Below are 20,968 nucleotides of genomic sequence, written 5' to 3' on the forward strand. Positions count from 1 at the left end.
CTGCTGCTGAGCGCTTATGCGCAGGGGTTGTTTCCGATGGCCGACGGGGCGGACGACCCGTCGGTCCATTGGGTCGAACCGCGGCTGCGCGCGATCCTGCCGCTGGACGGCTTTCACCTGTCGCGCAGCCTGAAGAAGGTCATCGTCTCCGACCGTTTCCGGGTCACCACCGACATTGCGTTCCGCGAGATGATGGCGCTTTGCGCCGAGCCCGCCGACGACCGGCCGACGACGTGGATCAACCCGGTGATCAAGACGAGCTATGAACGGCTGTTCCAGCTCGGCCACGCGCACAGCGTCGAGGTATGGCTGGACGGCGATCTCGCCGGAGGGCTCTACGGCGTGTCGCTCGGCCGCGCCTTCTTCGGCGAATCGATGGTCAGCCGCGCGCGCGATGCGTCGAAGGTCGCGCTCGCGCATCTTGTCGCGCGCCTGCGCGCCGGCGGGTGGAAGCTGCTCGACTGCCAGTTCATCACGCCACATCTGGAAAGTCTGGGCGCGATCGAAATTCCGCAGTCCGACTATCTGGCGCGGCTCTACTCGGTCTTGGCCGAAGGCGCTGCGGCGGGGGCCGCCCTGGGTGCCGGAGCAGCGGGTGCCGCAGCTCCCTCGCCGCCGTTCGTTTCCGGCGACTGGGGCGCGCTCGATGCCTTGGGCGCGGCCGAGGGCGATTTGGGCTTGGCGCGCTCGACCGGCTCGCCGCCTGGATATGTCATCGCACAGCTTTTGACATAGACGTCATAGATCGGGTGCTGGATCACGTTGCGCTCGGGGCGCTCGCGGAACAGCCAGCCCGAAAAGACGCGATACCATTTATCGTCGCGCTGATCCTGCACGGTCAGCTGGACGAAAGCGCCGGTCTCGGGCGGATCTTCCCACGGCGCCGTCTGTTCGCACGCGCGCAGGCGCACGATCGCACGGCCGACGCGCGCGCTCTCGCCGGGCTTCATTTCGAGCTCGCGGACGAGGCCGTTGCGCTTGTTGAGCAGGCCCAGCACAGCAACACGCTGGTCCATCGGGGTCGCCCCCTCGATCCCGCCGACTTCCCGGGGGACACTTTCGGTCTTGGCGAGCTGCGCGCTCGTCTCCCCCGGCCGCTTGCCATTACTGCCGCGGTCACACGCGCTGAGCGCGGTCGCCGCGAAAAGCGCCATCAGCAGGGCACGGGAAAGATTGCCGCTCACGAAGCTCAGTCGGCGCCGGGACGCCACGCCTCGTAATCGCCGGTCGCCGCAGCGCGGTGGCCGCCGCGCTCAAGCGCGCCCGCCGGGCGATAGGCGCCAAGGCTCCCGGTCAGATTCGCGCTCGGTTCCTGCTCCCACGCGCGGGGGGCAGGCAGAACGTCGCCGGGCAGCTCGTCGAGCGTGCCGTGCAGCCAGCCGTGCCATTCGGGCGGCACGCGGCTCGCGTCGTTCGAGCCATTATACAGAACCCAACGGCGGTTGCCCTTCTTCGCGCGGAAATAGCGGTTGCCGAGACTGTCCTCGCCGACCTTTTCGCCGCTGCTCCAGCTGTTCAGCAGCGTTCCGACGGTCGCGCCGTCCCACCAAGTGAAAATCTTGCCGAGGATGCTCATGGCTGGCCGTTTACAGGCAAGGCGGCGCGCTGTGCAAGCCGCAAACCGCGCAGCAGGCGGCTATTTCTTGTCCTGCCACGTCACCTTCGCGCTCTCGTCGAGGCCGAGCTCGGCGGCGCTGCCGCCCGCGAGTTCGAGCACCGCCGCCACCTCGCCGCCACTAACGACGGGCTCGAGCGATTCGGGGATCGTATTTTCGGCGATGCGGTCGATGCTGCCGTCGCTGCGCACGAAGATCATGTCGAGCGGGATCAGCGTATTCTTCATCCAGAAGCTCGCGAGCTTGGGCTTCGCGAACGGAAAGAGCATCCCGCCATCCCTGGGCAGGCTGGTGCGGAACATCAGCCCCTGCTCCTGCTCGGCATCGCTGCGCGCGACCTCGACATTGAAGCGGTGCGCCTTGCCCGCCATCGTCACGGTCACCGGGATCGTCGCGGCGTTTTCGGACTCGCTCCCATTCTTGCTGCACGCCGCCATCGGCAGCGCAAGCGAAAGAGCCAGAGCGGTGAACAGCGCGCGCATCGGCAAATCCTTATCCCGAAAACAGGTTTACGCGGCCTAATCGAGCGCCGCTTCGCCGTCCAGCGCCGCCAGTGCGTCGGCGTCCCCCGACGGGACGGCGAGGATCCGGCGCGCAAGGGCGAGCGAATGACCGGCACGCGCGAACGCGGCGACCTGCCGCTCGCGATCCTTCGGATCGTCGCTGGTCCGCGTCGCGAAAGGCCCGAAACGTCGGCGGCGCGCAAAACCGATGGCAGACGCCATCGCCTTGTCTTCGGCCTCGCTGACTGCCGCACCGATGTCGTCGGGCGCGATGCCGTCGACAAAGAGCTGCGCCTTTACGCGCCGCACCCCCAACCCGCGCCGGGTCATCGCGCCGGCGCGCATTGCGGCATATTGCTTGTCGTCGAGAAACCCCATCCGGGCCATCCGGTCGGCGATCGCCTCGCACGCCGCCATGGCGTCACTTTCGTCAGCCCATTCGGATTCGCGAACCTTTCGAGCGAGATAGCGCGTCAGCTTGGCCCGACTCGTGGCGAAACGCGCAACATAGGCGAGCGCCAACTCGTCGAGCCTGGCTGCGCCGAGCGGTTTGCGGGAGCGGTCGGACGGAAAGCGACGGGACACAATGCCATGTTTATGCCACAGTCGGGCCTGATTGAGAACGATCAAAACCGCCATATCGGGCATCAAAGCCCGGAAATGGGCCAATTTGTTCCACCTGACCGGGATCGCGCAGCGCAGACATGGCTCAAAAAGATGACATGATTATTGCCGCGCGTCCCGATAGCCGGGACTCGAAAGCCTTTATGACCGATATTATCGCCCCAGCGGAGGCAGATCTTGCCCCGACCCCGACCGAATGCGCCCAGCCCCGCCGCTTTTCCGACTTCGCAACCGTCGGCGAAGCGCTCGACTATGCCGCGAGCGGCACGCGCGGGCTCAATTTCCACGATCCGCGCGGCAAGCTGACGCGACCCTATCCGTATAGCGAGCTGAAGGCCGACGCGCTTACCACCGCCTATCGCCTGATCGCGGCGGGCGTGCAGCCCAATGACCGCATTGCGCTGATCGCCGAAACCGGTCCCGAATTCGCCGCGCTGTTCTTCGGCACCATTTATGCCGGCGCCTGGCCGGTGCCGCTGCCCCTGCCCACAAGCTTCGGCGGCCGCGACAGCTACGTCGGCCAGCTTGTCGTCCAGCTCACCAGCAGCGACCCCAAGATGCTGTTTTTCCCGCCCGAAATCGCCGCGATGGCGGCCGAGGCGGCCGAACAGCGCGGGGTACAGCCCGTCGACTGGAGCGAATTCGAGATGCGCGCAGCCCCCGTCGCCGACCTGCCCGAACAGAAGACCGACGAAACCTGCTACCTTCAGTACAGCAGCGGCTCGACGCGCTTTCCGCACGGCGTCGCAGTCACTCACGGCGCCCTGCTCAACAATCTGGCCGCGCACTCGCACGGCATGGAAGTGCGCGACAGCGACCGCTGCATTTCGTGGCTGCCGTGGTATCATGACATGGGGCTCGTCGGCTGCTTGCTTTCGCCGGTCGCGAACCAGGTGTCGGTCGACTATCTCAAGACCGAGGATTTCGCCCGCCGTCCGCTCGCCTGGCTCGATCTGATCAGCCGCAACCAGGGCACGACGCTCAGCTATTCGCCGACCTTCGGCTACGACATCTGCGCGCGCCGCGTGTCGAGCCAGACGCATGTCGCCGACCGCTTCGACCTGTCGCGCTGGCGCGTCGCAGGCAATGGCGCCGACATGATCCGCCCCGATGTCATGCAGCATTTCGTCGACGCCTTCGCCGACGCCGGCTTCAAGGCAAGCGCCTTCCTGCCGAGCTATGGCCTTGCCGAAGCGACGCTCGCGGTCAGCATCATGCCGCCGGGCGAAGGCATCGTCGTCGAACTGGTCGAGGAAACCGAATTGTCGGGTGCCTCGAACGACGCCGGCCGTCCGACGCGCTACCGCGCGATCGTCAACTGCGGCCGCGCCGCGCGCGACATGGTGATCGAGGTCCGCGACGAGGCCGGCAACATCCTGCCCGATCAGACCGTCGGCAAGGTGTGGTGCACCGGGCCCTCGCTGATGACCGGCTATTTCCGCGACCCCGAAGCGACCGCCGCCTGTATGGCCGACGGCTGGCTCGACACGGGCGATATGGGTTATTTGTCAGACGGTTACATTTATATTGTCGGCCGCGCCAAGGACATGATCATCATCAACGGCAAGAATCACTGGCCGCAGGATATCGAGTGGGCGGTCGAGCAGCTTCCGGGCTTCAAGTCGGGCGACATCGCGGCCTTCGCGATCACCGCACCCGGCGGCGAGGAAACCCCCGCCGTGCTCGTCCAGTGCCGCACCAGCGACGAGCATGAACGCGTCGCGCTGCGCGAGACGATTCGCGACCGCGTCCGGGCGATCACCGGCATGAACTGCCTGATCGAGCTGATTCCGCCGCGCACGCTGCCGCGCACCAGTTCGGGCAAGCTCAGCCGGTCGAAGGCGCGCGCGCAATATCTGGCGGGCGAAATCCAGCCGTTCCGGCTCGCCGCCTGACGCCCGGTTCCTGTCCCGCAGCGGGACGGAAATTTCGTCGCAGAACAGGCGTGTAGTTACCTTCGGGTAACCCCCCGGCGCTAAGCAGGCGGGGTGAAGAGCCTGTTGACCGACCAGATTGTTGCCGACGATGTTTCCGTGCGGGCCCTGTTGGGGCTGGGACCGCGCGACGAGGATATCGGCGACCTCCGCCAGCTCCAGCTTGCGCCGCTGCGCGGCAAGGGCAAGCTGCGCCTGTGGATGGGGGTCGGCATGGCACTCGTCGCGGCGTTCAACATGGTGCTCCACATGCCCTGGCCGATCGTCAGCGGCTGGCTCACCTGCACGCTGATCTTCAGCCTCTGGTCGTACCGCATCTTCGAACAGCTGCCGCTCGACGACCCCAGGGTGGCAGGGCTTGCCGAATACAGGCTTTGCAATCGCCACGCGCTTTATTCCGCAGTCGTCTGGGGCTCCCCCTTCTGGATCGGGGGCTATCCGCCCGCGCTCGAACATGTGCTGACGATCTGGTCGATCGTACTGCTCATGATGTTGACGCTGGCGATTGCGGCGCACAGTCTGCCGCGCGCCTGTATCCTCTTCATCGCCCCGGTCACCCTGTCCGCGATGGGCGCGATGCTCGCCGCGGGCAGCCCGCCTCTTGCCGCGGTTGCCGCGGTCGCAGGTTTTCTGCTCAGCGCCTTCTGCATCCGCTTTGCGCGCTCGCACGTGCGCTTCCGCCGCGCCGAGGAGACGCTGCACGAAAAGACCGAAACGGTCAGCCTGCTGCTCCGCGAGTTCGAGGAAACCTCGGCCGACTGGCTGTGGCAGACCGACAACAACCGCCGCCTGATCCACGTCTCGCCGCGCCTTGCCTATGCGCTCGGCGGCACCACCGAGGCGCTCGAGGGCGTGCCGCTGCTCCAGGCCCTCTCGGGCGATGCGTGGGAAACCGGCCAGTTCCCCAAAAGTCTGCACGACATGGCCGAGCGGATGAAGCGGCGTGAAAGCTTCTCGAACCTGATCGTTCCCGTCACCATCGGCGGCAAGCCGCGCTGGTGGGAGCTGTCGGCCTCGCCGCGCCTCGACGAGACGAGCAAATTCCTCGGCTTCCGCGGCGTCGGATCCGACGTCACCGAACAGCATGCGACCGCCGAGCAGATCGCGCGCATGGCACGCTTCGACAATCTGACCGGGCTTCCCAACCGCCTCAGCCTGCACGAGGATCTCTCGCGTGCGCTGACCCAGGCGATCGCGGCGAAATCGCGCTGCGCGATGCTGATGATCGACCTCGACCGGTTCAAGGCTGTCAACGATACGCTCGGCCATCCGACCGGCGACAAATTGCTCGCGCAGGTCGCCGCGCGCCTCAAGGGCATGATGGAACGCGGCATGACCTGCGGCCGCCTCGGCGGCGACGAATTTGCGGTCGTGCTCCACAATGTCCCCTCGGCGACCGAGGCCGAGGATCTGGCAAAACGCATCATCACCGCGATCAGCCGGCCCTATGTGGTCGACAACCACCAGCTGTTCGTCGGCGCCAGCGTCGGCTTCGCGATCGGCCCGCAGGACGGATCGACGGTCGAGACGCTGACCCGCAACGCCGACCTTGCGCTCTACAAGTCCAAGGACAAGGGCGGCAACGTCGTCGCGGGCTATGTCGCCTCGCTCCACGCGCAGGCCGAGGAGCGCCGCGTGATGGAGCAGGAGCTGCGCGGCGCGCTCGATCGCGGCGAGTTCGAGCTTTACTACCAGCCGGTTGTCACCGCCGCCGACGGCACGCTCAACGGCTTCGAGGGCCTGATCCGCTGGCACAACCAGAAGCTCGGCAACGTATCCCCCGGCCGCTTCATCCCGCTTGCGGAGGACAGCCGCCTGATCTCGCCGATCGGCGAATGGGTTCTGCGAACCGCGTGCCACGAGGCGATGAAATGGCCGTCGAACCTTAAGGTCGCGGTCAACGTTTCGGCCGAACAGCTCACCGATCCCGCCTTCGCCTCGGTCGTCGTTTCCGCGCTCGCGCAGAGCGGCCTGCCGCCGCAGCGGCTGGAGATCGAGGTGACCGAAAGCGTGTTCCTGCGCGACGGCGGCGGCGCGGCGCAACTGCTCGACCAGCTCATCGGGCTCGGCATCCGGCTCAGCCTCGACGATTTCGGCACCGGCTATTCGTCGCTCGGCTATCTGCGCAAGACGCAATTTTCGACGATCAAGGTCGACCGCAGCTTCGTCGTCGGCGCCGCCAAGGGCAGCATCGAATCGATCGCGATCATCCGCGCCGTCGTCGCGCTCGCCGACAGCCTCGGCATGTCGACAACCGCCGAAGGCGCCGAAACCGAGGTCGAGGTCGATACGCTGCGTGCGCTCGGGTGCAGCAATATCCAAGGCTATTATTATGGCCGTCCGATGCCTGCGAGCGACGTGCTCATGCTGTTCCGTCCGTCGCAGCCGGATGCGATCGCCGCGGCCTGATTCTGGCGATCCGGCGACGGACCGAAGCCCTCGCGCGACGAATGGCAGGGCTTAACAAAAGGTTCCCCCGCTCATCGCATCACCGGCGCAATTCACCGCTATGTGGTTGGTGGCCGGCGGGGGCTGCGGCAAAGACCCTGCAACGCTTGAAGACAAGCCAAAGGGGTCGCCTTCCAATGCTCAATCGCCGCTTTCTGGGTGCGTTCGCCCTGTGTGCTTCGCTGCTCGCCAGCGTTCCCGCCGTGGCCCGCGACTATCTGCAGTGCGTTCCCTTTGCCCGCGCCGAATCGGGCGTCGAAATCCGCGGCAACGCAAAGACCTGGTGGGCGCAGGCCGCCGGCGAATATGATCGCGGCCAGGAACCCCGCAAGGGCGCGGTGATGGCGTTTGCCGGCACCGGCGGCATGCCGCTCGGCCACGTCGCCGTCGTCAAGAAGGTCGTCAGCGACCGCGAAATCCTGATCGACCACGCCAACTGGTCGCCGATCAACGGCCGTCGCGGTCAGATCGAACGGAACGTCCGCGTCGTCGACGTCAGCGACAAGGGCGACTGGAGCATGGTCCGCGTGTGGTACGCCCCGATCGGTGACCTTGGTCTGCGCGCCAATCCGGTGCAGGGCTTCATCTATGCGGGCGGCAATGCCAAGCCCGACCACCGTTTCGGTGGCGGCGAGCCCAAATGGGCCCAGAACGACTGGAAGCCGGGCAACGGTCTCGAAATGGTCGTCGCCTCGCTCCGCTGAGCGAAACCTTACCTGAAATACGTCATTGCGAGCGCAGCGAAGCAATCCCCAGTTCGATAGCTGGAGATTGCTTCGCTGCGCTCGCAATGAGGTCTGGAATTCAGTCTTCCGACGCTTCGCCGCTTTCGGCAGTGTCTTCGAACCAGGCTTCGACCTCGCCCGACAGCTTGATTGTCATCGGCTGACCAAAGCGGTCCTTCGACTTGCCGGCCGCGACGCGGATCCAGCCTTCCGAGATCGAATATTCCTCGACGTCGGTGCGTTCATTGCCCTTGAAACGGATGCCGATGCCGCGCTGCAGCACCTCCATGTCGAAATGGGGCGAGCGCGGGTTGGTCGAGAGATGGTCGGGGGGCGTATCGGTCATGGCATGTCTTCCGGATAAGATGATGGCGCGGCCCTAGCGGCACCGCGCCATCGTCGTCAATGGAAAGGCCGCCTAGAAACCGACCTTCAGCGTCGCAAAGAACTGCTGCGGCGCGCCCGCAAGCAGCGTCTGCGAATCGCCGCTGTTCGCAAAGCCGTTGGTGCCGATCGTCGACACATAACGCTTGTCGAACAGGTTGGTCGCATTCGCCTGCACCGAGATCTTGTCGGTAAAGCGGTAGCCGATACTGGCATCGACGATCACGAAGCTGCCAACGGAAGCGTCGTTGACGTAGCTGTAATAGCGCTTCGACGTGTAGTTCGCGCCGACCCGCGCGAACAGCGTGCCATTATCCCAGGTGATCTCGCCCTTCGCGAGATGCCGGGGCGAATTGACCACCGTCTTGCCCGCCGTCGGGACGACGATCGCGCCCGCGGCGTTCAGCACATCGTCCTGATATTGGGAGTCGTTGTAGGCATAGGATGCGAAAAGCGAGAGGTCGGGGGTCACGCGGAACGTGCCTGCGGCCTCGACGCCCCACGAGCGCACGTCGCCGACATTCTGCAGGATCGCCGGATTGCCCTGGATCCCCGATCCGTTGGCGAAGGCGATGATGCGGTCCTTGAAGTCGACATAATAGCCCGCGATCACGCCCTGAAACCGTGAGGACTTGGTGCGGAAGCCGAGTTCGTAGGTGGTCGAGGTCTCGGGCTTCAGGTCGAGCGCGTCGAAGCCTGCCTGCGTCGTGGCGAAGGGGCCACCGGTCGCCGACGATTCGAATGCGCGCATATTCTGCGTATAACTCGCGAAGACCTCGTTATCGTCGTTCAGGCGGTACAGCAGCCCCGCCTGCGGCAGGAACCAGTCCTTCGCCTCGGTGCGGCCCGAGGCGAGGCCGCCGCTGACCAGCGGTGTCGCGCGGTTGATGACGCGCAGCCCCTTCCAGCCCGCATTGATCTGGAAGGCGCCAAGGTCGAGCGTGTCCTGCACATGATATTGCAGCGTCTGGGTGTTGAAATCGAAATCCCACTGCGTCGCGAGCGGATCGGTCGGGAACTTCAGGCTGCCGCGGCTCGGCCGGTTCGCAGTATCCGCGAGGCCATAGAAACGGCGCGCCTGATTGAAGTCATTATCCTCGTACCACACGCCGATCTCGACGCTGTTCGCGCCCAGCGTGAAGACGCTCGAGGCGACGATGCCATAGCGTTCGATCTCATATTCGGTTGTGCGGATCGTGATCGGCGCACCACCGGGGGTCGTGACATAGGGGGTGAACCACAGGCCGCGGCCTTCGTTGCCGTGGTAATAGCCCTGCACCTTCATCGACCAATGCTCGTTGAACGGCACGTCGACGCCGACGCCGGCCAGCCAGTCCTTGCGAAGTCCCGCCGCGTCATAATAGGCATCGTCGACCGTCTGAACCGGCCCCGGGAAGGTCGTGCCGAAGCCGGCATAGGGCGCGGTGAAGGGCGTGCCGGCGGGGATCGATCCATTGGCGATCCCGGCGTCATAGCCGGCGCGCGCCACCTGATTCTGATAGATTTTGGCAATGGTGACCGCGAAGTCCCAGTTCTTCGCATAATTGTCCCAGCTATAACCGAGGCGATCGATCATTTCCTTGCTGAGATCCTGATAGTCGTTCTCACGGCGGTCCGAATAGTTGACGAAGCCAAAGAACTGGCCGTCGCCGACCGGCTGGACGATGCGGGCATTGACCTGATTCTGGCGCTGGACGCCGTCGCCCTTCCACTTGTCGGCATCCTGCCAGACATAGCTCAGCGACAGGCGCGGACCGCCCGCGCCGATATTGCCGCTGTCGAAACGCACGAAGGCGCGCTTGTTCTCGTCGCTGCCCCACGTGCCCGAGGCTTCGATCCCCAGCTCTTCCGACGGTTCGCGCGAGAAGAATTCGATCGTGCCGCCAAGATTGCTCGCTGAGGCTGCCGCCAGCGCGCCTGCGCCCTGTGCGACTTCGACACGGCCGACATTCTCGCTGATGATCGCGCGGCTGATGTGCAGGCCATTATGATTGCCATAATTCATATCGCCGAGCGGAATGCCGTCGAGCGTGAAGCCAAGCTGGTTCTGCGAAAAGCCGCGGATCGAGATGCGTGCCGACCATTCATAGGCGCCGAACGGGTCGGCCGCCTGGAAATTGACGCCGGGCAGCTTCTCGATCGCCTTCAGCGGGCTGATCCCCGACACTTCCAGCGCGATGTCGGCGGCGCCCAGTTCCTGCACCTGCCGTGCCTCGCCGCGACCGAGCACGACGATTTCGTCGCCGTCCGCGGCCACGTCCGAACCGGCTGCGGCACTGGCGCTCACGTCATCCTCGGCAAAGGCCGGCGCGGCGATGATCATCGCGGCCATCGCGATGCCTGCCCGCAGGCCGGTCCTGAACTGATTCCTCATTGCGGATATCCCCTTTGCCCGACGCCGGAATGGCGGCGGGGTTGCGGGGCGATTTAGGACGGTGAGGTTTCCGGACGGCGGCGGAGGGATGACGCGGCGATGACGGATCGAAGAAAGATCGAAGGCGACACGATATGCGTCGAATACTCCAGGAAAGAAAATCGCGTGAATCAAATAACATAGATCAAATTTAAAGGTTAGTATGCTATATAATTTGTGTTAATTAAAGTAAATTTGCGTTAATTATAAAATATTTGGAACCAAATCTTGAGTAATGATTTTATCTCTTCAGGGACCAGATCATCCACGGAGGAGAGGTTTCATGTCCTTGCACCGTATTGGATTCCGCTCGACCCATCTCATCCTTATTCCTGCCTGCCTTGCTCTTGCTGCCTGTGAATCGTCGGGCAATTATCGCGTCGGCAGCGTCGGAACCAATGGCACCGCAGGACCGGCTGGCCCTGCGGGCCCGACCGGCGCCACCGGTCCGGCAGGCCCGGCCGGTCCTGCAGGCCCTGCCGGCAGCGGCCTCGCGCTTGGCGACGCCGGCGCGCTGGCGGTCGGCGGGCTGGTCGGCCCCGGAGGCGTCGCCGGCACCGGACTGCTGGCGAACACCGGCGATCCCGCAAACGTCAATCCGGTGATCGGCGGCGTGCTCGTCAAGACCGGCGGGCTCGTCAACGTCGTCGCCGACAAGGGGCTGCTGCTCGCCAATGCCGTCGACAGCAAGGTGCCCGGCGGCACCAACCTCGTCGGCACCGTCATCGGCGTCGTGAAAAGCACCGGGGTCGCGCTGGTCCAGACCGGCGAAGGCAAGCAATATCTGGTCGATGGCCTCACCGCCGCACCGGGTCAGCTGATCACCGCGACTATCGGCAAGGCCACCGCGCTCGGCTCGCCCGGCGCCTCGCCGCTGATCGGGGCGAGCATCCTCTCGCCCGGACAGCAGACCGGCTCGCTGCTGACCGTCGGGGTCGGCTCGGGCGGCCAGCTCGTCACGCTCGGAAACGGCACCAACGGCAATCTGCTCGGCGGTCTGACCGGCGGCGGACTCGCCGGCGGCGCGCCCAACCAGCCGGTCGGCACGCCCGTCGCGCTGGTCAGCAATGTGCTCACCACCACCACCGGCGCCGTCAGTCAGGTGACCGGCGGTCTGACCGGAGGCCTCACCGGCGGCGGGACCGGCAATGGCGGCAATGCGGTCACCGGGCTGGTCCAGGGCGTCACCGGCACGGTCTCCGGCCTGCTCGGCGGCCTCGGCAGCACCCCCAAGGGCGGCCAATAGGCCCCTATGCGGCACCGCACCGTGACGCTGATGCGTCGCGGCCGTACCGCGGCGGTGGCGGGAGCTTTGCTCCTCCCCGCCGCGGCATGGGCCGCCCAGCCCGCGGCGACGCCGATCGACGGCCGTCCGCCGCTTGCCCCCACCGGCGACAATCGCGAGCCCCTTCCCGATCCGAAAGCCCCCGCAGTCGAACTCGGCGAGGTCAAGCTTGGCGCGCGACCCGATGTGGTCATCCGCGAAATCCGCTTCCTCGGCGACGGCGTGCCCGAGAATGTCGGCCGAGCCGCGCAGCGCTACGTCGGCAAACCCGCCTCGGCCGACACGCTCGCGCGCCTCGCCGGAGCCATGACGCGCGCCTATGGCCGGTCGAGCGTCGCGCTGTTCACGCTCGTCATTCCCGAACAGGATCTGTCCGACGGCATCGTCAAGGTTGCCTCGGCCGAAGGCTATATTTCGCAGGTCACCGTCAGCGGCGAAGCCGACAGCGGCCCCGCGCCGCTGATCCGCCGCATGGCCTCGACCCTGCCCGGCAAGCGCCCGCTACCCCGCGCGCGCTTCGAACGCACGCTCGGCAATATTGGCGATCTTCCGGGCGTCACCGTCAAACCGGCGCTCGCGCTCGCCGGCGAACCCGGCGCGGTCGCCCTTGACCTCAATGTCGATGCGAAGCGGCCCACGGTCGGCCTTGGCTTTTCGACACGCACCAGCCCCTATGTCAAAGACGGGATCATCGAGGCGAACGCCCGCGGCACCAGCCTGATCCGTTCGGGTGACGAGACCCGGCTGACCGGCGCCGCGGCGGTAAATTTCAAATCCTTGCTCTACGTCGCCGCCGCGCATTCGACCCCGATCGGCGCCGGGGGCACACGCGCCGAGCTGTCGGCCGCCGCGCTCCGCACCCGTCCGGTCGGGCTTGCGATCGACGGCGACGCGTGGAGCGCCGGCTTCGGCGTCACCCACCCGCTGATCCGCAGCACGCGGCGCAACCTCATCTTCTCGGCGCGGCTCGACCATCTCGATTCGAAGAATGCGCTCTTCGGCTCGACGCTGGCCGCCGAAAAGACATGGACCGCAGGTACCAGCCTTGCCTTCCGGATGAGCGAAGACCGAACCGTGATCGGCGCCCGGCTGGGGCTATCGAAGGGTCTCGACATCTGGGGCGCCAACGTCGGCGCCGACGTTGGCGAGGTCGGTTTCCTCTATGCCGATGCGGGGCTGGAGGCGAATCAGGCGATCGGCAAGGCGATGGTGCTGCGGCTTGCCGCCGCCGGTCGCTGGACGCGCGATCGCCTGCCCGCCGCGCAACGCTTCAATGTCGGCGGCGCGACCTTCGGCCGGGCGTTCGACGAGGGCCTCGTAGCAGGTGATCGCGGCGGCGCCGGATTCGCCGAACTCGCCTTGCGGCCGCTCCGCACCGGCAAGCTCGCGCAGAGCGAAATCTATGGGTTCGCCGACTATGCCGACGTGACCCTGCTCGCGCGCGCGACCAATCCCCGCATCGGCTATCAGCTCGGCAGCTGGGGCGGCGGCGTCCGTCTCGCCTATGCCGACAATGCGACGATCGGACTCGAGGTCGCCGACGCGTGGAAACAGCCGGTGCCCGGCTTCGATCAGGGGTGGCGCGTCGCGCTCAGCTGGAAGCTGTCGATCCGCCCTTGAGCACCCGTCAGGCGCCTTCCGAACGACTGAGCGCAAGCCGTTCTGCAACCGGGTAGAGATCCTGCTCCTCGCGCTCGATCCGCATCGCCAGTGCGTCGAGGATACCGGTCGTCTCGGCGCAGAAGCCCGCCCAGTCGGCCGCGATCGTGTCGGGCGTCCAGCGGGTATCATAGGCGATGAAGTCGCCCGCGATATGGCCCATTTCGTCGACGAACTCCTTCGCCAGCCGGCTGAGCCCGGGGTCGCCGCGCGACTGCAGCTTGGGATAAAGCGCCCAGTCCTCGCACTTCAGGTGCCGCGTCAGCGTGTCGCGCAACATCCCGCGTACCGACGCGAGCTCGGTCGAACGCGGCGGGGAAGGCGCGGCGACCATGTCCATCAGAAATCCGGATAGCGTCACCAGCGCCGAATGTTCGGCGCGCAGCCGTTCGATCTCGCGCATTTTGGGCAAGGGGCACCCCTGATACGAACGGTCCCCGAACCCGTGCTAGCCCGCCCCCCTGAAAAGAAGGTTAACCACGCCTTGAATATCGTCTCTGCTCACCCCCGGCGACCATCGAAGCCGGTTGCCAAATGCGCGCGCGGTTCATAGGGCCCGATGATAATCTTTCGCAATAATCTGGACCCGCCCTCTTCATGCAACGATCGACCATCCGGGCGTGGTTCCTGATCCACAAATGGACGAGCATCGTCTGCACGGCGTTCCTGCTGATGCTGTGCCTCACCGGCCTGCCGCTGATCTTTCACGACGAGATCGACGCCCTGACCGAGACCGCACCGCGCTATGGCCTGCCCGGCACGGGGTCATCGGGTGAGGCGCCGGGGTTGCACCCGCTCGACGAGATGCTGGCCAGGGCGCTTGCCGCACGGCCCGGCGAGGTGCCGGTGTTCATGGCGTTCGACAATGACAATCCGTCGATGACGATCACCACCGCGCCGCGCGCGGACTCGCCCGACAGCGAGATGACGATCCAGCTCTGGGACCGCTCGACCGGGCTCGCGACCGGCGCCGTCGACGAGGATGGCGTGATGCATTTCATCCTCCAGCTTCATACCGACATGTTTCTGGGGCTACCCGGCATGCTCTTCCTCGGGGTGATGGGGCTGCTCTTCGTCGTCGCGATCGTCTCGGGCGTCGTCCTCTACGCGCCTTTCATGCGAAAGCTCGACTTCGGGACGCTCCGCACGAGGCGGAGCGCGCGGCTCAAATGGCTCGACTATCACAATCTGCTCGGTATCACGGCGCTCGCGTGGATGACCGTCGTCGGCGCGACGGGAATCATCAACGCCTTCGCAACCCCGATCTTCGCCCAGTGGCAAAATGGCGAGCTGGCCGAGATGGTGCGCGCCTATGACGGCAAGGGCGCACTGTCCCCCGAGAACTACGGCTCGATCGACCGCGCGATGGCGGCGGCACGCAAGGCGGTCCCCGGCAACAATCCACAGTTCATCGCCTTCCCCGGCGGCGGTTTCAGCAGCAAGCATCATTATGCGATCTTTTTTCAGGGCGACACGCCGCTGACCGAGAGATTGCTCACCCCCGCGCTCGTCGATGCGGAGACCGGCACCTTCACCGCCGCGCGGTCGATGCCCTGGTACGCACAGGCGCTGTTCGTGTCGCAGCCGCTGCACTTCGGCGACTATGGAGGGCTCCCGCTCAAGCTGCTGTGGGCGGTCCTCACCCTCTTCACGATCGTCGTCCTCGGCTCGGGCCTCTATCTCTGGCTCGGCAAGCGCCGTTTCGGCACCGACGCACTGGTTCGCGAGGTCGAGAGCGGCGGCACCGTCATCCCGGGCGACAGCGGGGGAGCGGTGCGATGAAGAAAGCGCAGGGCCTCCGCCGGGTTTTCGCTTTCCCGTTCCTGCTCGCGCTGCTCAGCGTTGGCGGGCTTGTCATCGCATTGACCGGCGACGGCTGGCGCGACGCGGCGGCGTGGGTCGCGCTCGGCGTGCCGGTCCTCGCGGTCGGCTGGGCGATGGCGACGCGCCGCCGCTAGTCATCAAAAAAGGGCCGCAGAGCCATGCTGCTCCGCGACCCTTTGATGGTCCCGTGGACGGGGGATCAGAAGCTTTTCGTCACCGTCGCGATAATCTGCTGACCCTCGGCAAAGAAGCAGCCTGCAAGCCCGGTGCAGCGACCGGCGTAGCGCTTGTCGAACAAATTGCTGCCGTTGATCGCGAAGCGCCAGCCCGGAATGTCATAGTGCAGCGTCGCGTCGAACAGCGTCACCGCCGGGCTGGTGAAGGTCGCCGGGATCACGATCCCGCTCGGCGTGGCCACCGTCGCACCCGGCAGCGCCACAACACCATTGCTGTTGCTGAGATAGCGCACACCGGCACCGCCGCCCAAGCCGCTGCTGTGCGTATAGTCGACGAACAGCGACGCCTTGTGGCGCGGCTGCGCCGCAAGCCGCGCGCCGACTTCGGCCGGGTTATTGCTCTCGCTGACCTTCGCGTCGATATAGCTGTACGACGCGTTGATCGACAGCTGCTGCCGGATACGCGCAACGACCTCGAGCTCGAGGCCTTTCGAGGTGACTTCGCCGGTCTGGACCGAGAAGCCCGGATTCACCGTGTCCTGCGTCAGAACATTGCCCTGAACGATGCGATAGATTGCGCCGGTCGCGAAGATCTTGAAATCGTCGCTCATGTTGCGGCCGTCGAACTTGACCCCGGCTTCGATCTGCTTGCCCTCGCTCGGATCGAAGGCGGTACCGCCGAAGGTCTGGCCGACGAGCGGCTGGAACGAGGTCGCATAGCTGATGTACGGTGCGATGCCGCTGTCGGTGACATAGGTCGCACCCGCGCGCCAGGTGAACTTCTTTTCCTTCACCTTCGGGAAGGCCGCGCCGGTCGCATAATTGTTGATCGTCATCCAGTCGTGACGCCCCGACAGCGTCAGGATCAGATTGCCGATATGCGCCTGATCCTGCAGGTAAAAGCCGGTCTGCTTCAGCCGCTGATTGGTGAAGTCGAACAGCGAGGTCGGCGCGGGGATCGGCGTGCTGCTATAGACCGGATTGAACAGGTCGATGGTCGTCGCGGCGAGGAAGTTGAACGCCGACTGCTCGCGGTAATTGCGATAGTCGAGGCCGGTGAGGATATTATGCTCGATCGCGCCGGTTTCGAACTGCGCGTCGAAGCGCGAATCTACCGCAAACTGCTGCACATCGTCCGAGAAGGGGAAGTTCGAGCGCGTCACCGTGCGATTGTCTGCCGACAGGCCGTTCGCATAGATGATCTGCTGATATTCGCTGTAATCGCTCCAGCGCGCATTCTGCGTGAAGCGCAGCGCGGGCGAGAAGCGGTGCGTCAACTCATAGCCCAGGCTCCACTGTTCGCGGCGGTAATAATTATAATCAGGCTCGCCCAGATTGACGCTGCGGCGGACCTTGCCGACCGGGTTCGGAACCAGCACGCCGACCGCAGGCAGGAAACCGTTGGTGTCGCCCTCGACGCGGTCCCACTGATAATAGCCGAGCGCGGTGACCTTGGTATCCGGGCCGATTTCATAGGTGACTGCGGGCGCGACATAGGCGCGGCGGGCGTTGACGAAATCGGTCTGGCTGTCGCGGTCGCGATACAGGCCGGTCAGGCGCGCGCTGAGGCCATTGGTCAGCTCGCCCGTCACCGTGCTGGCGATCTGCTTGAAATCGTCGGTGCCATATTTGATCTGCACCTCGCCCGAGGTGCGGGTCGAGGGACGGCGGCTGGTCAGGTTATAGATGCCGCCCGGCGGGGTCGTGCCGTACAGCACGCCGGCGGGGCCTTTGAGAATATCGACCGCCTCGAAGCCGTACAGGTCGACGCCAACGTTCGAAATCGTCGAGCTGACCGGCGCCTGCAGGCCGTCGACATATTGGACGGGAATGAAGCCGCGGAGCGTCAGAAAGTCGAAGCGCAGGTCGGGGCCGTAATTCTCGCCGACGACGCCCGCAGTATAACGCACCGCCTGCTGGACATCGACGAAGTTCAGAAGGTCGATCTGGTCGCGCGAAATCACCGACACCGACTGCGGCGTCTCGATCAGCGGCGCGGTGGTCTTGCTTGCGGTGATCGCACCCGACGGCACGAAGCGGCGGGCCGTGACGACAATGCCGCCGTCATCCTGGCGCACGGTCTCGATCCCGCCTTCGTCCTGGTCCTGCGGAGCGGGGGCAGCGTCCTGCGCTTGCGCGGCGGCAGGCAGCATCGCGGCGCTGGCGAGCAGGGCGATACGGCAGATGCCGGGCTTCGAAAAACGGCGCATGAAATTCCCTTATTGTCGAGAGGTCCTGCGCTCGCGCTTATCGAAATTGCGAATGATTTGCAATAATGACGTCGGCGCACACGCCATCGATCGGGCCATAAACCAGCCTTATCGGGCCATAGGGCGCCTTCATTGATCTTGTTGCGCACAGCACGGGCGCGGCGGCATCCCGGTCACCCCGAGTCGGGAGAGCGAAAGAATGCCGATAGCTGCGCGCGCGTCAAAAGCGCGGCGCGAGCCCCGGTCTCAAGCGCCGGAGCTTCGCGTCGCGGGCCTGACGCGGCTGTCGGTCAGACGTCGTCAGCCTCGTCGGCGGCGGCATAAAGGGCGATCCCCGCCACGACCGCCACGCCGACGACGACCAGCGCTACGGTTCCGACGTCGGACAGATTGTTGCGCCCCTTGCCCGGCAGGCTCGTGCCCCCCGTCAACCGCATCCCGGCCAGCGACAGCTGCGGCGCGGGATCCTTGCCGCGAAAGCCGAATTCCAGCCCTTCGCCGATCCGCGAGCGAAAGCCCTGCAAATCACCGCCGCCGCGATATTGCATCGGCGCGATCGTCAGCCCGGCGCTCAGCTTCTGCTCCTCGCTCCGGCTGCCGCCGAGCGAGATACGCACCCGCGCACCGACGAAACCGCCCATCTGGGTCGGCTCGGCCCCGCTTGGCGACGGCGCGCTCACCATCTGCGCCTGAACCGGCGCGATACAGGTCGCGGCAAGCGCGACGGCAATTATCGATTTTCTCATGCCCTTCCCCTTCCAATGCGCAATCTGCTGCGACTTTGTGGCGGAAAGATGAAGGCTAGCGCGCCGCCGCCCGCCAGCGCGACGGGGCCGCACCGAAGCGCCGCGCAAAGGCGGTCGCGAAGTGGCTCGGCGTCGCAAAACCGGTCGCCAGCGCCACTTCCGTTACCGGTTCCGCGCCCTGTCGCAGCATCCGCGCCGCCGCGTCGAGCCGCGCGCGCAGCACATATTGCCAGGGCGACAGCCCGAACGCCGCGCGAAAGGCGCCGGTGAAGCGCCGCGCGTCCATCCCGACCAGCGCCGCCAGCCCGTCCAGACTGTGCGGCGCATCGAGCTGGCTCTTGATTGCATCGACCAGCCGCGCGCGGTCCGATGCCGACAGACCGCGCCGCCGGGCCGAGGCCGTGCCCGCGCCATAGCGCGCCAGCAGATGCATCTGCAGCGCGTCGGCGATCGCGTGCGAGGCCATGTCCGACAGGTCGCCGCCCGGCCCCTGCACCAGCTCGGCCAGCCGCGCCGCCGATCCGAAGATGAAGTCGTCGCGGTGCTGCACCCGCGCCTCGATCGGCGCATCGCCGAGCATCGCCGTCGGCACGCGAAATTCGACGAACTCGGCGCGTTCGCCCTGCGCCAACGCAGCATAGCGGCAAGCCGCCGGGATCATCCAGATATCGCCGCGCTCGGGCAAAACGCGCCCCGACGGGCCCACCGAAAATTCGCACTCCATCCGGTCGAGCCGGCCGCCCAGATGCACGACGATGGTGTGATGCGCTTCCTCGAACGCCCAGTCGGTCGGCCGCACCAGCTTTTCGGTCGCAGCGACGAGGCCGAGGGTCCCGATCTCGACTTCGTGGCGCGACACCAGATCGCGCGGCGCCAGCGGCCGTATTCCGTCCCACACCCGAATGGCCTGCCCGATGACGCCCCTCCTTCACGACTCGTCCTGAATTGGAAACTGCGCCGGAATTTGAAAGCGGGCAAGCCGGAAGGCTCCTATTGCCAGCGCGATAGCGTCGTCGCGTCTGCGGCGGCGTCCCTCCCCCGTCAGACAAAGGAGACCAGCACATGACGGATCACAGCATCAAGGGTAAGACCGTCCTCATCGCCGGCGGCGGCAAGAATCTCGGCGGCCTCGTCGCCCGCGATCTCGCCGCGCAGGGCGCCAAGGCGATCGCGGTTCACTACAACACCGCCGGCGCAAAGGCCGAGACCGAGGAAACGCTGGCCGCGATCCGCGCCGCAGGGGCCGAAGCGGTCGCCTTCCAGGCCGACCTCACCAGCGCAGGGGCGATGGAAAAGCTGTTCGCCGACACCATTGCCGCAATCGGCCGTCCCGACATCGCGATCAACACCGTCGGCAAAGTGCTGAAAAAGCCCTTCGTCGAGATCAGCGAAGCCGAATATGACGAGATGACCGCCGTCAACAGCAAGGCCGCCTTCTTCTTCCTGAAAGAGGCAGGCAAGCATGTGAACGACAATGGCAAGGTCTGCACCCTCGTGACCTCGCTGCTCGGCGCCTTCACGCCCTATTACGCCGCCTATGCCGGCACCAAGGCGCCGGTCGAGCATTACACCCGCGCCGCATCGAAAGAATTCGGCGAGCGCGGTATTTCCGTGACCGCGATCGGCCCGGGTCCGATGGACACGCCCTTCTTCTACCCTGCCGAGGCCGCCGATGCGCAGGCCTATCACAAGAGCGCCGCGGCGCTTTCGGCTTTCACGAAGACCGGCCTGACCGACATCGCCGATATCGTACCGTGGATCCGCATGCTGGTGTCCGATGGCTGGTGGATGACCGGCCAGACGATCCTCGTCAACGGCGGCTACACGACCAAGTGACCCCTCCCGTCCCTCCCCGTCGCGCTGCGGCGGGGAGGGAATGTGTGCGAAGGGGCGGCCAATCAGCCAACTACTGGCAGTGAATTACTGGATGGTATAGCCGGCCAGCCGCCATTGCCCGTCGCTGTCGAGGCTAAAGGAAACGACTTCCTCCATGGTCGAACCGTTCTGGCCCACCGTGGCAAAGCGGACCGACATATATTGACCCGCCGGCAGGGATCCGCTCGCCTTCGCGACGGGAACCCGCATGACCGATACCCAGTCGCGCGTGCGGATGCTGCCCAGAACCGCCCGGCGCTGCGCGACATTCGCAATGAAGCGATCTTTGGGCACGCTCGCCTTCATCACTGGGGAAGAGGCGTCCCAGACGATCGCCATTTCATAACGATCCACGGCGCCCACGACGCCCAGCGCCGCGTCGAGGAAATTCGAGGGACCGAGGGGCGCCGCGCGAGCGGGGTTCGTCGCCGGCGATGAAGCCACAGGCTGCGCGCTCGCGGCGGGAACGGCCGCCAGACCGAGCGTAACCAACAGAGCAAGCGTCATGTTTTTCATACTGGAATCCATCACCACGGCGCCTCGCCC

General features: G+C 65.8%; 19 protein-coding genes and 1 pseudogene. 9 read left to right on the forward strand and 11 right to left on the reverse strand.

The window, feature by feature from the left end:
• The first annotated feature begins 36 nt into the window (after positions 1-36).
• Positions 37-735, forward strand: coding sequence for a leucyl/phenylalanyl-tRNA--protein transferase (gene aat, locus ACQY80_RS05165; protein WP_428684299.1), 699 nt, complete (start codon positions 37-39; stop codon positions 733-735).
• Positions 736-779: 44 nt separating this feature from the next.
• On the opposite strand, the pseudogene ACQY80_RS05170 reads toward aat, so the two are convergent.
• The 4 genes and pseudogenes from ACQY80_RS05170 to ACQY80_RS05185 all read right to left on the reverse strand — a co-directional run.
• A pseudogene (locus ACQY80_RS05170) lies at positions 780-1,154 on the reverse strand (DUF2155 domain-containing protein); the annotation flags it as partial.
• A gap of 35 nt (positions 1,155-1,189) precedes the next feature.
• Positions 1,190-1,576 (reverse strand): NADH:ubiquinone oxidoreductase subunit NDUFA12, encoded by a 387-nt coding sequence (locus ACQY80_RS05175; RefSeq protein ID WP_428684301.1) that lies wholly within the window; start codon positions 1,574-1,576, stop codon positions 1,190-1,192.
• Between the two features lie 60 nt (positions 1,577-1,636).
• On the reverse strand, positions 1,637-2,098 hold the full coding sequence (locus ACQY80_RS05180) for a DUF192 domain-containing protein (RefSeq protein ID WP_428684303.1): 462 nt from the start codon (positions 2,096-2,098) through the stop codon (positions 1,637-1,639).
• Between the two features lie 36 nt (positions 2,099-2,134).
• Positions 2,135-2,704 carry a regulatory protein RecX gene (locus tag ACQY80_RS05185; protein WP_428684305.1) on the reverse strand — a complete coding sequence of 190 codons (570 nt, stop codon included), beginning with the start codon at positions 2,702-2,704 and terminating at the stop codon, positions 2,135-2,137.
• Between the two features lie 182 nt (positions 2,705-2,886).
• On the opposite strand from ACQY80_RS05185, the gene ACQY80_RS05190 reads away from it, so the two are divergent.
• The 3 genes from ACQY80_RS05190 (at position 2,887) to ACQY80_RS05200 (ending at position 7,829) form a co-directional block, all read left to right on the forward strand.
• Positions 2,887-4,638: a fatty acyl-AMP ligase gene (locus ACQY80_RS05190; protein WP_428684307.1), complete on the forward strand. Its 1,752-nt coding sequence runs from the start codon at positions 2,887-2,889 to the stop codon at positions 4,636-4,638.
• 93 nt (positions 4,639-4,731) lie between these two features.
• Entirely contained in the window at positions 4,732-7,086 is a 2,355-nt protein-coding gene (locus ACQY80_RS05195) for a putative bifunctional diguanylate cyclase/phosphodiesterase (protein ID WP_428684309.1), read from the forward strand.
• Between the two features lie 176 nt (positions 7,087-7,262).
• A complete protein-coding gene (locus tag ACQY80_RS05200) occupies positions 7,263-7,829 on the forward strand; it encodes a CHAP domain-containing protein (protein ID WP_428684311.1) in 567 nt (188 codons plus the stop codon).
• Between the two features lie 100 nt (positions 7,830-7,929).
• Here ACQY80_RS05200 and ACQY80_RS05205 read toward each other — a convergent pair whose 3' ends face one another.
• Complete coding sequence (locus ACQY80_RS05205; RefSeq protein ID WP_428684313.1) at positions 7,930-8,196, reverse strand: DUF3297 family protein; 267 nt, start codon at positions 8,194-8,196, stop codon at positions 7,930-7,932.
• Between the two features lie 72 nt (positions 8,197-8,268).
• A complete protein-coding gene (locus ACQY80_RS05210; protein ID WP_428684315.1) occupies positions 8,269-10,608 on the reverse strand; it encodes a TonB-dependent receptor in 2,340 nt (779 codons plus the stop codon).
• A gap of 322 nt (positions 10,609-10,930) precedes the next feature.
• On the opposite strand from ACQY80_RS05210, the gene ACQY80_RS05215 reads away from it, so the two are divergent.
• On the forward strand, positions 10,931-11,893 hold the full coding sequence (locus ACQY80_RS05215) for a hypothetical protein (protein ID WP_428684317.1): 963 nt from the start codon (positions 10,931-10,933) through the stop codon (positions 11,891-11,893).
• A 6-nt stretch (positions 11,894-11,899) separates the two neighbouring features.
• Positions 11,900-13,552: a ShlB/FhaC/HecB family hemolysin secretion/activation protein gene (locus ACQY80_RS05220; protein WP_428684319.1), complete on the forward strand. Its 1,653-nt coding sequence runs from the start codon at positions 11,900-11,902 to the stop codon at positions 13,550-13,552.
• 7 nt (positions 13,553-13,559) lie between these two features.
• Here ACQY80_RS05220 and ACQY80_RS05225 read toward each other — a convergent pair whose 3' ends face one another.
• Positions 13,560-13,994, reverse strand: coding sequence for a hemerythrin domain-containing protein (locus ACQY80_RS05225; protein WP_428685757.1), 435 nt, complete (start codon positions 13,992-13,994; stop codon positions 13,560-13,562).
• 194 nt (positions 13,995-14,188) lie between these two features.
• On the opposite strand from ACQY80_RS05225, the gene ACQY80_RS05230 reads away from it, so the two are divergent.
• Together ACQY80_RS05230 and ACQY80_RS05235 are read left to right on the forward strand one after the other, a co-directional pair.
• Positions 14,189-15,373 (forward strand): PepSY-associated TM helix domain-containing protein, encoded by a 1,185-nt coding sequence (locus ACQY80_RS05230; RefSeq protein WP_428684321.1) that lies wholly within the window; start codon positions 14,189-14,191, stop codon positions 15,371-15,373.
• Entirely contained in the window at positions 15,370-15,549 is a 180-nt protein-coding gene (locus ACQY80_RS05235) for a hypothetical protein (RefSeq protein ID WP_428684323.1), read from the forward strand. Before ACQY80_RS05230 ends, ACQY80_RS05235 begins: the two co-directional genes overlap by 4 nt.
• A 65-nt stretch (positions 15,550-15,614) precedes the next feature.
• Here ACQY80_RS05235 and ACQY80_RS05240 read toward each other — a convergent pair whose 3' ends face one another.
• From ACQY80_RS05240 to ACQY80_RS05250, 3 genes are all read right to left on the reverse strand, one after another.
• Positions 15,615-17,801: a TonB-dependent siderophore receptor gene (locus ACQY80_RS05240; RefSeq protein WP_428684325.1), complete on the reverse strand. Its 2,187-nt coding sequence runs from the start codon at positions 17,799-17,801 to the stop codon at positions 15,615-15,617.
• Positions 17,802-18,091: 290 nt separating this feature from the next.
• Entirely contained in the window at positions 18,092-18,547 is a 456-nt protein-coding gene (locus ACQY80_RS05245) for a hypothetical protein (RefSeq protein ID WP_428684327.1), read from the reverse strand.
• Between the two features lie 55 nt (positions 18,548-18,602).
• Entirely contained in the window at positions 18,603-19,445 is an 843-nt protein-coding gene (locus ACQY80_RS05250) for a helix-turn-helix domain-containing protein (RefSeq protein ID WP_428684329.1), read from the reverse strand.
• 164 nt (positions 19,446-19,609) lie between these two features.
• Here ACQY80_RS05250 and ACQY80_RS05255 point away from each other — a divergent pair, with 164 nt between their 5' ends.
• On the forward strand, positions 19,610-20,383 hold the full coding sequence (locus tag ACQY80_RS05255) for an SDR family oxidoreductase (RefSeq protein WP_428684331.1): 774 nt from the start codon (positions 19,610-19,612) through the stop codon (positions 20,381-20,383).
• A gap of 84 nt (positions 20,384-20,467) precedes the next feature.
• Here ACQY80_RS05255 and ACQY80_RS05260 read toward each other — a convergent pair whose 3' ends face one another.
• Entirely contained in the window at positions 20,468-20,950 is a 483-nt protein-coding gene (locus ACQY80_RS05260) for a DUF4019 domain-containing protein (protein WP_428685759.1), read from the reverse strand.
• Positions 20,951-20,968: the final 18 nt, after the last annotated feature.

The sequence above is a fragment of the Sphingopyxis sp. genome (genome assembly GCF_965279755.1).
Taxonomy (GTDB): Bacteria; Pseudomonadota; Alphaproteobacteria; order Sphingomonadales; family Sphingomonadaceae; genus Sphingopyxis.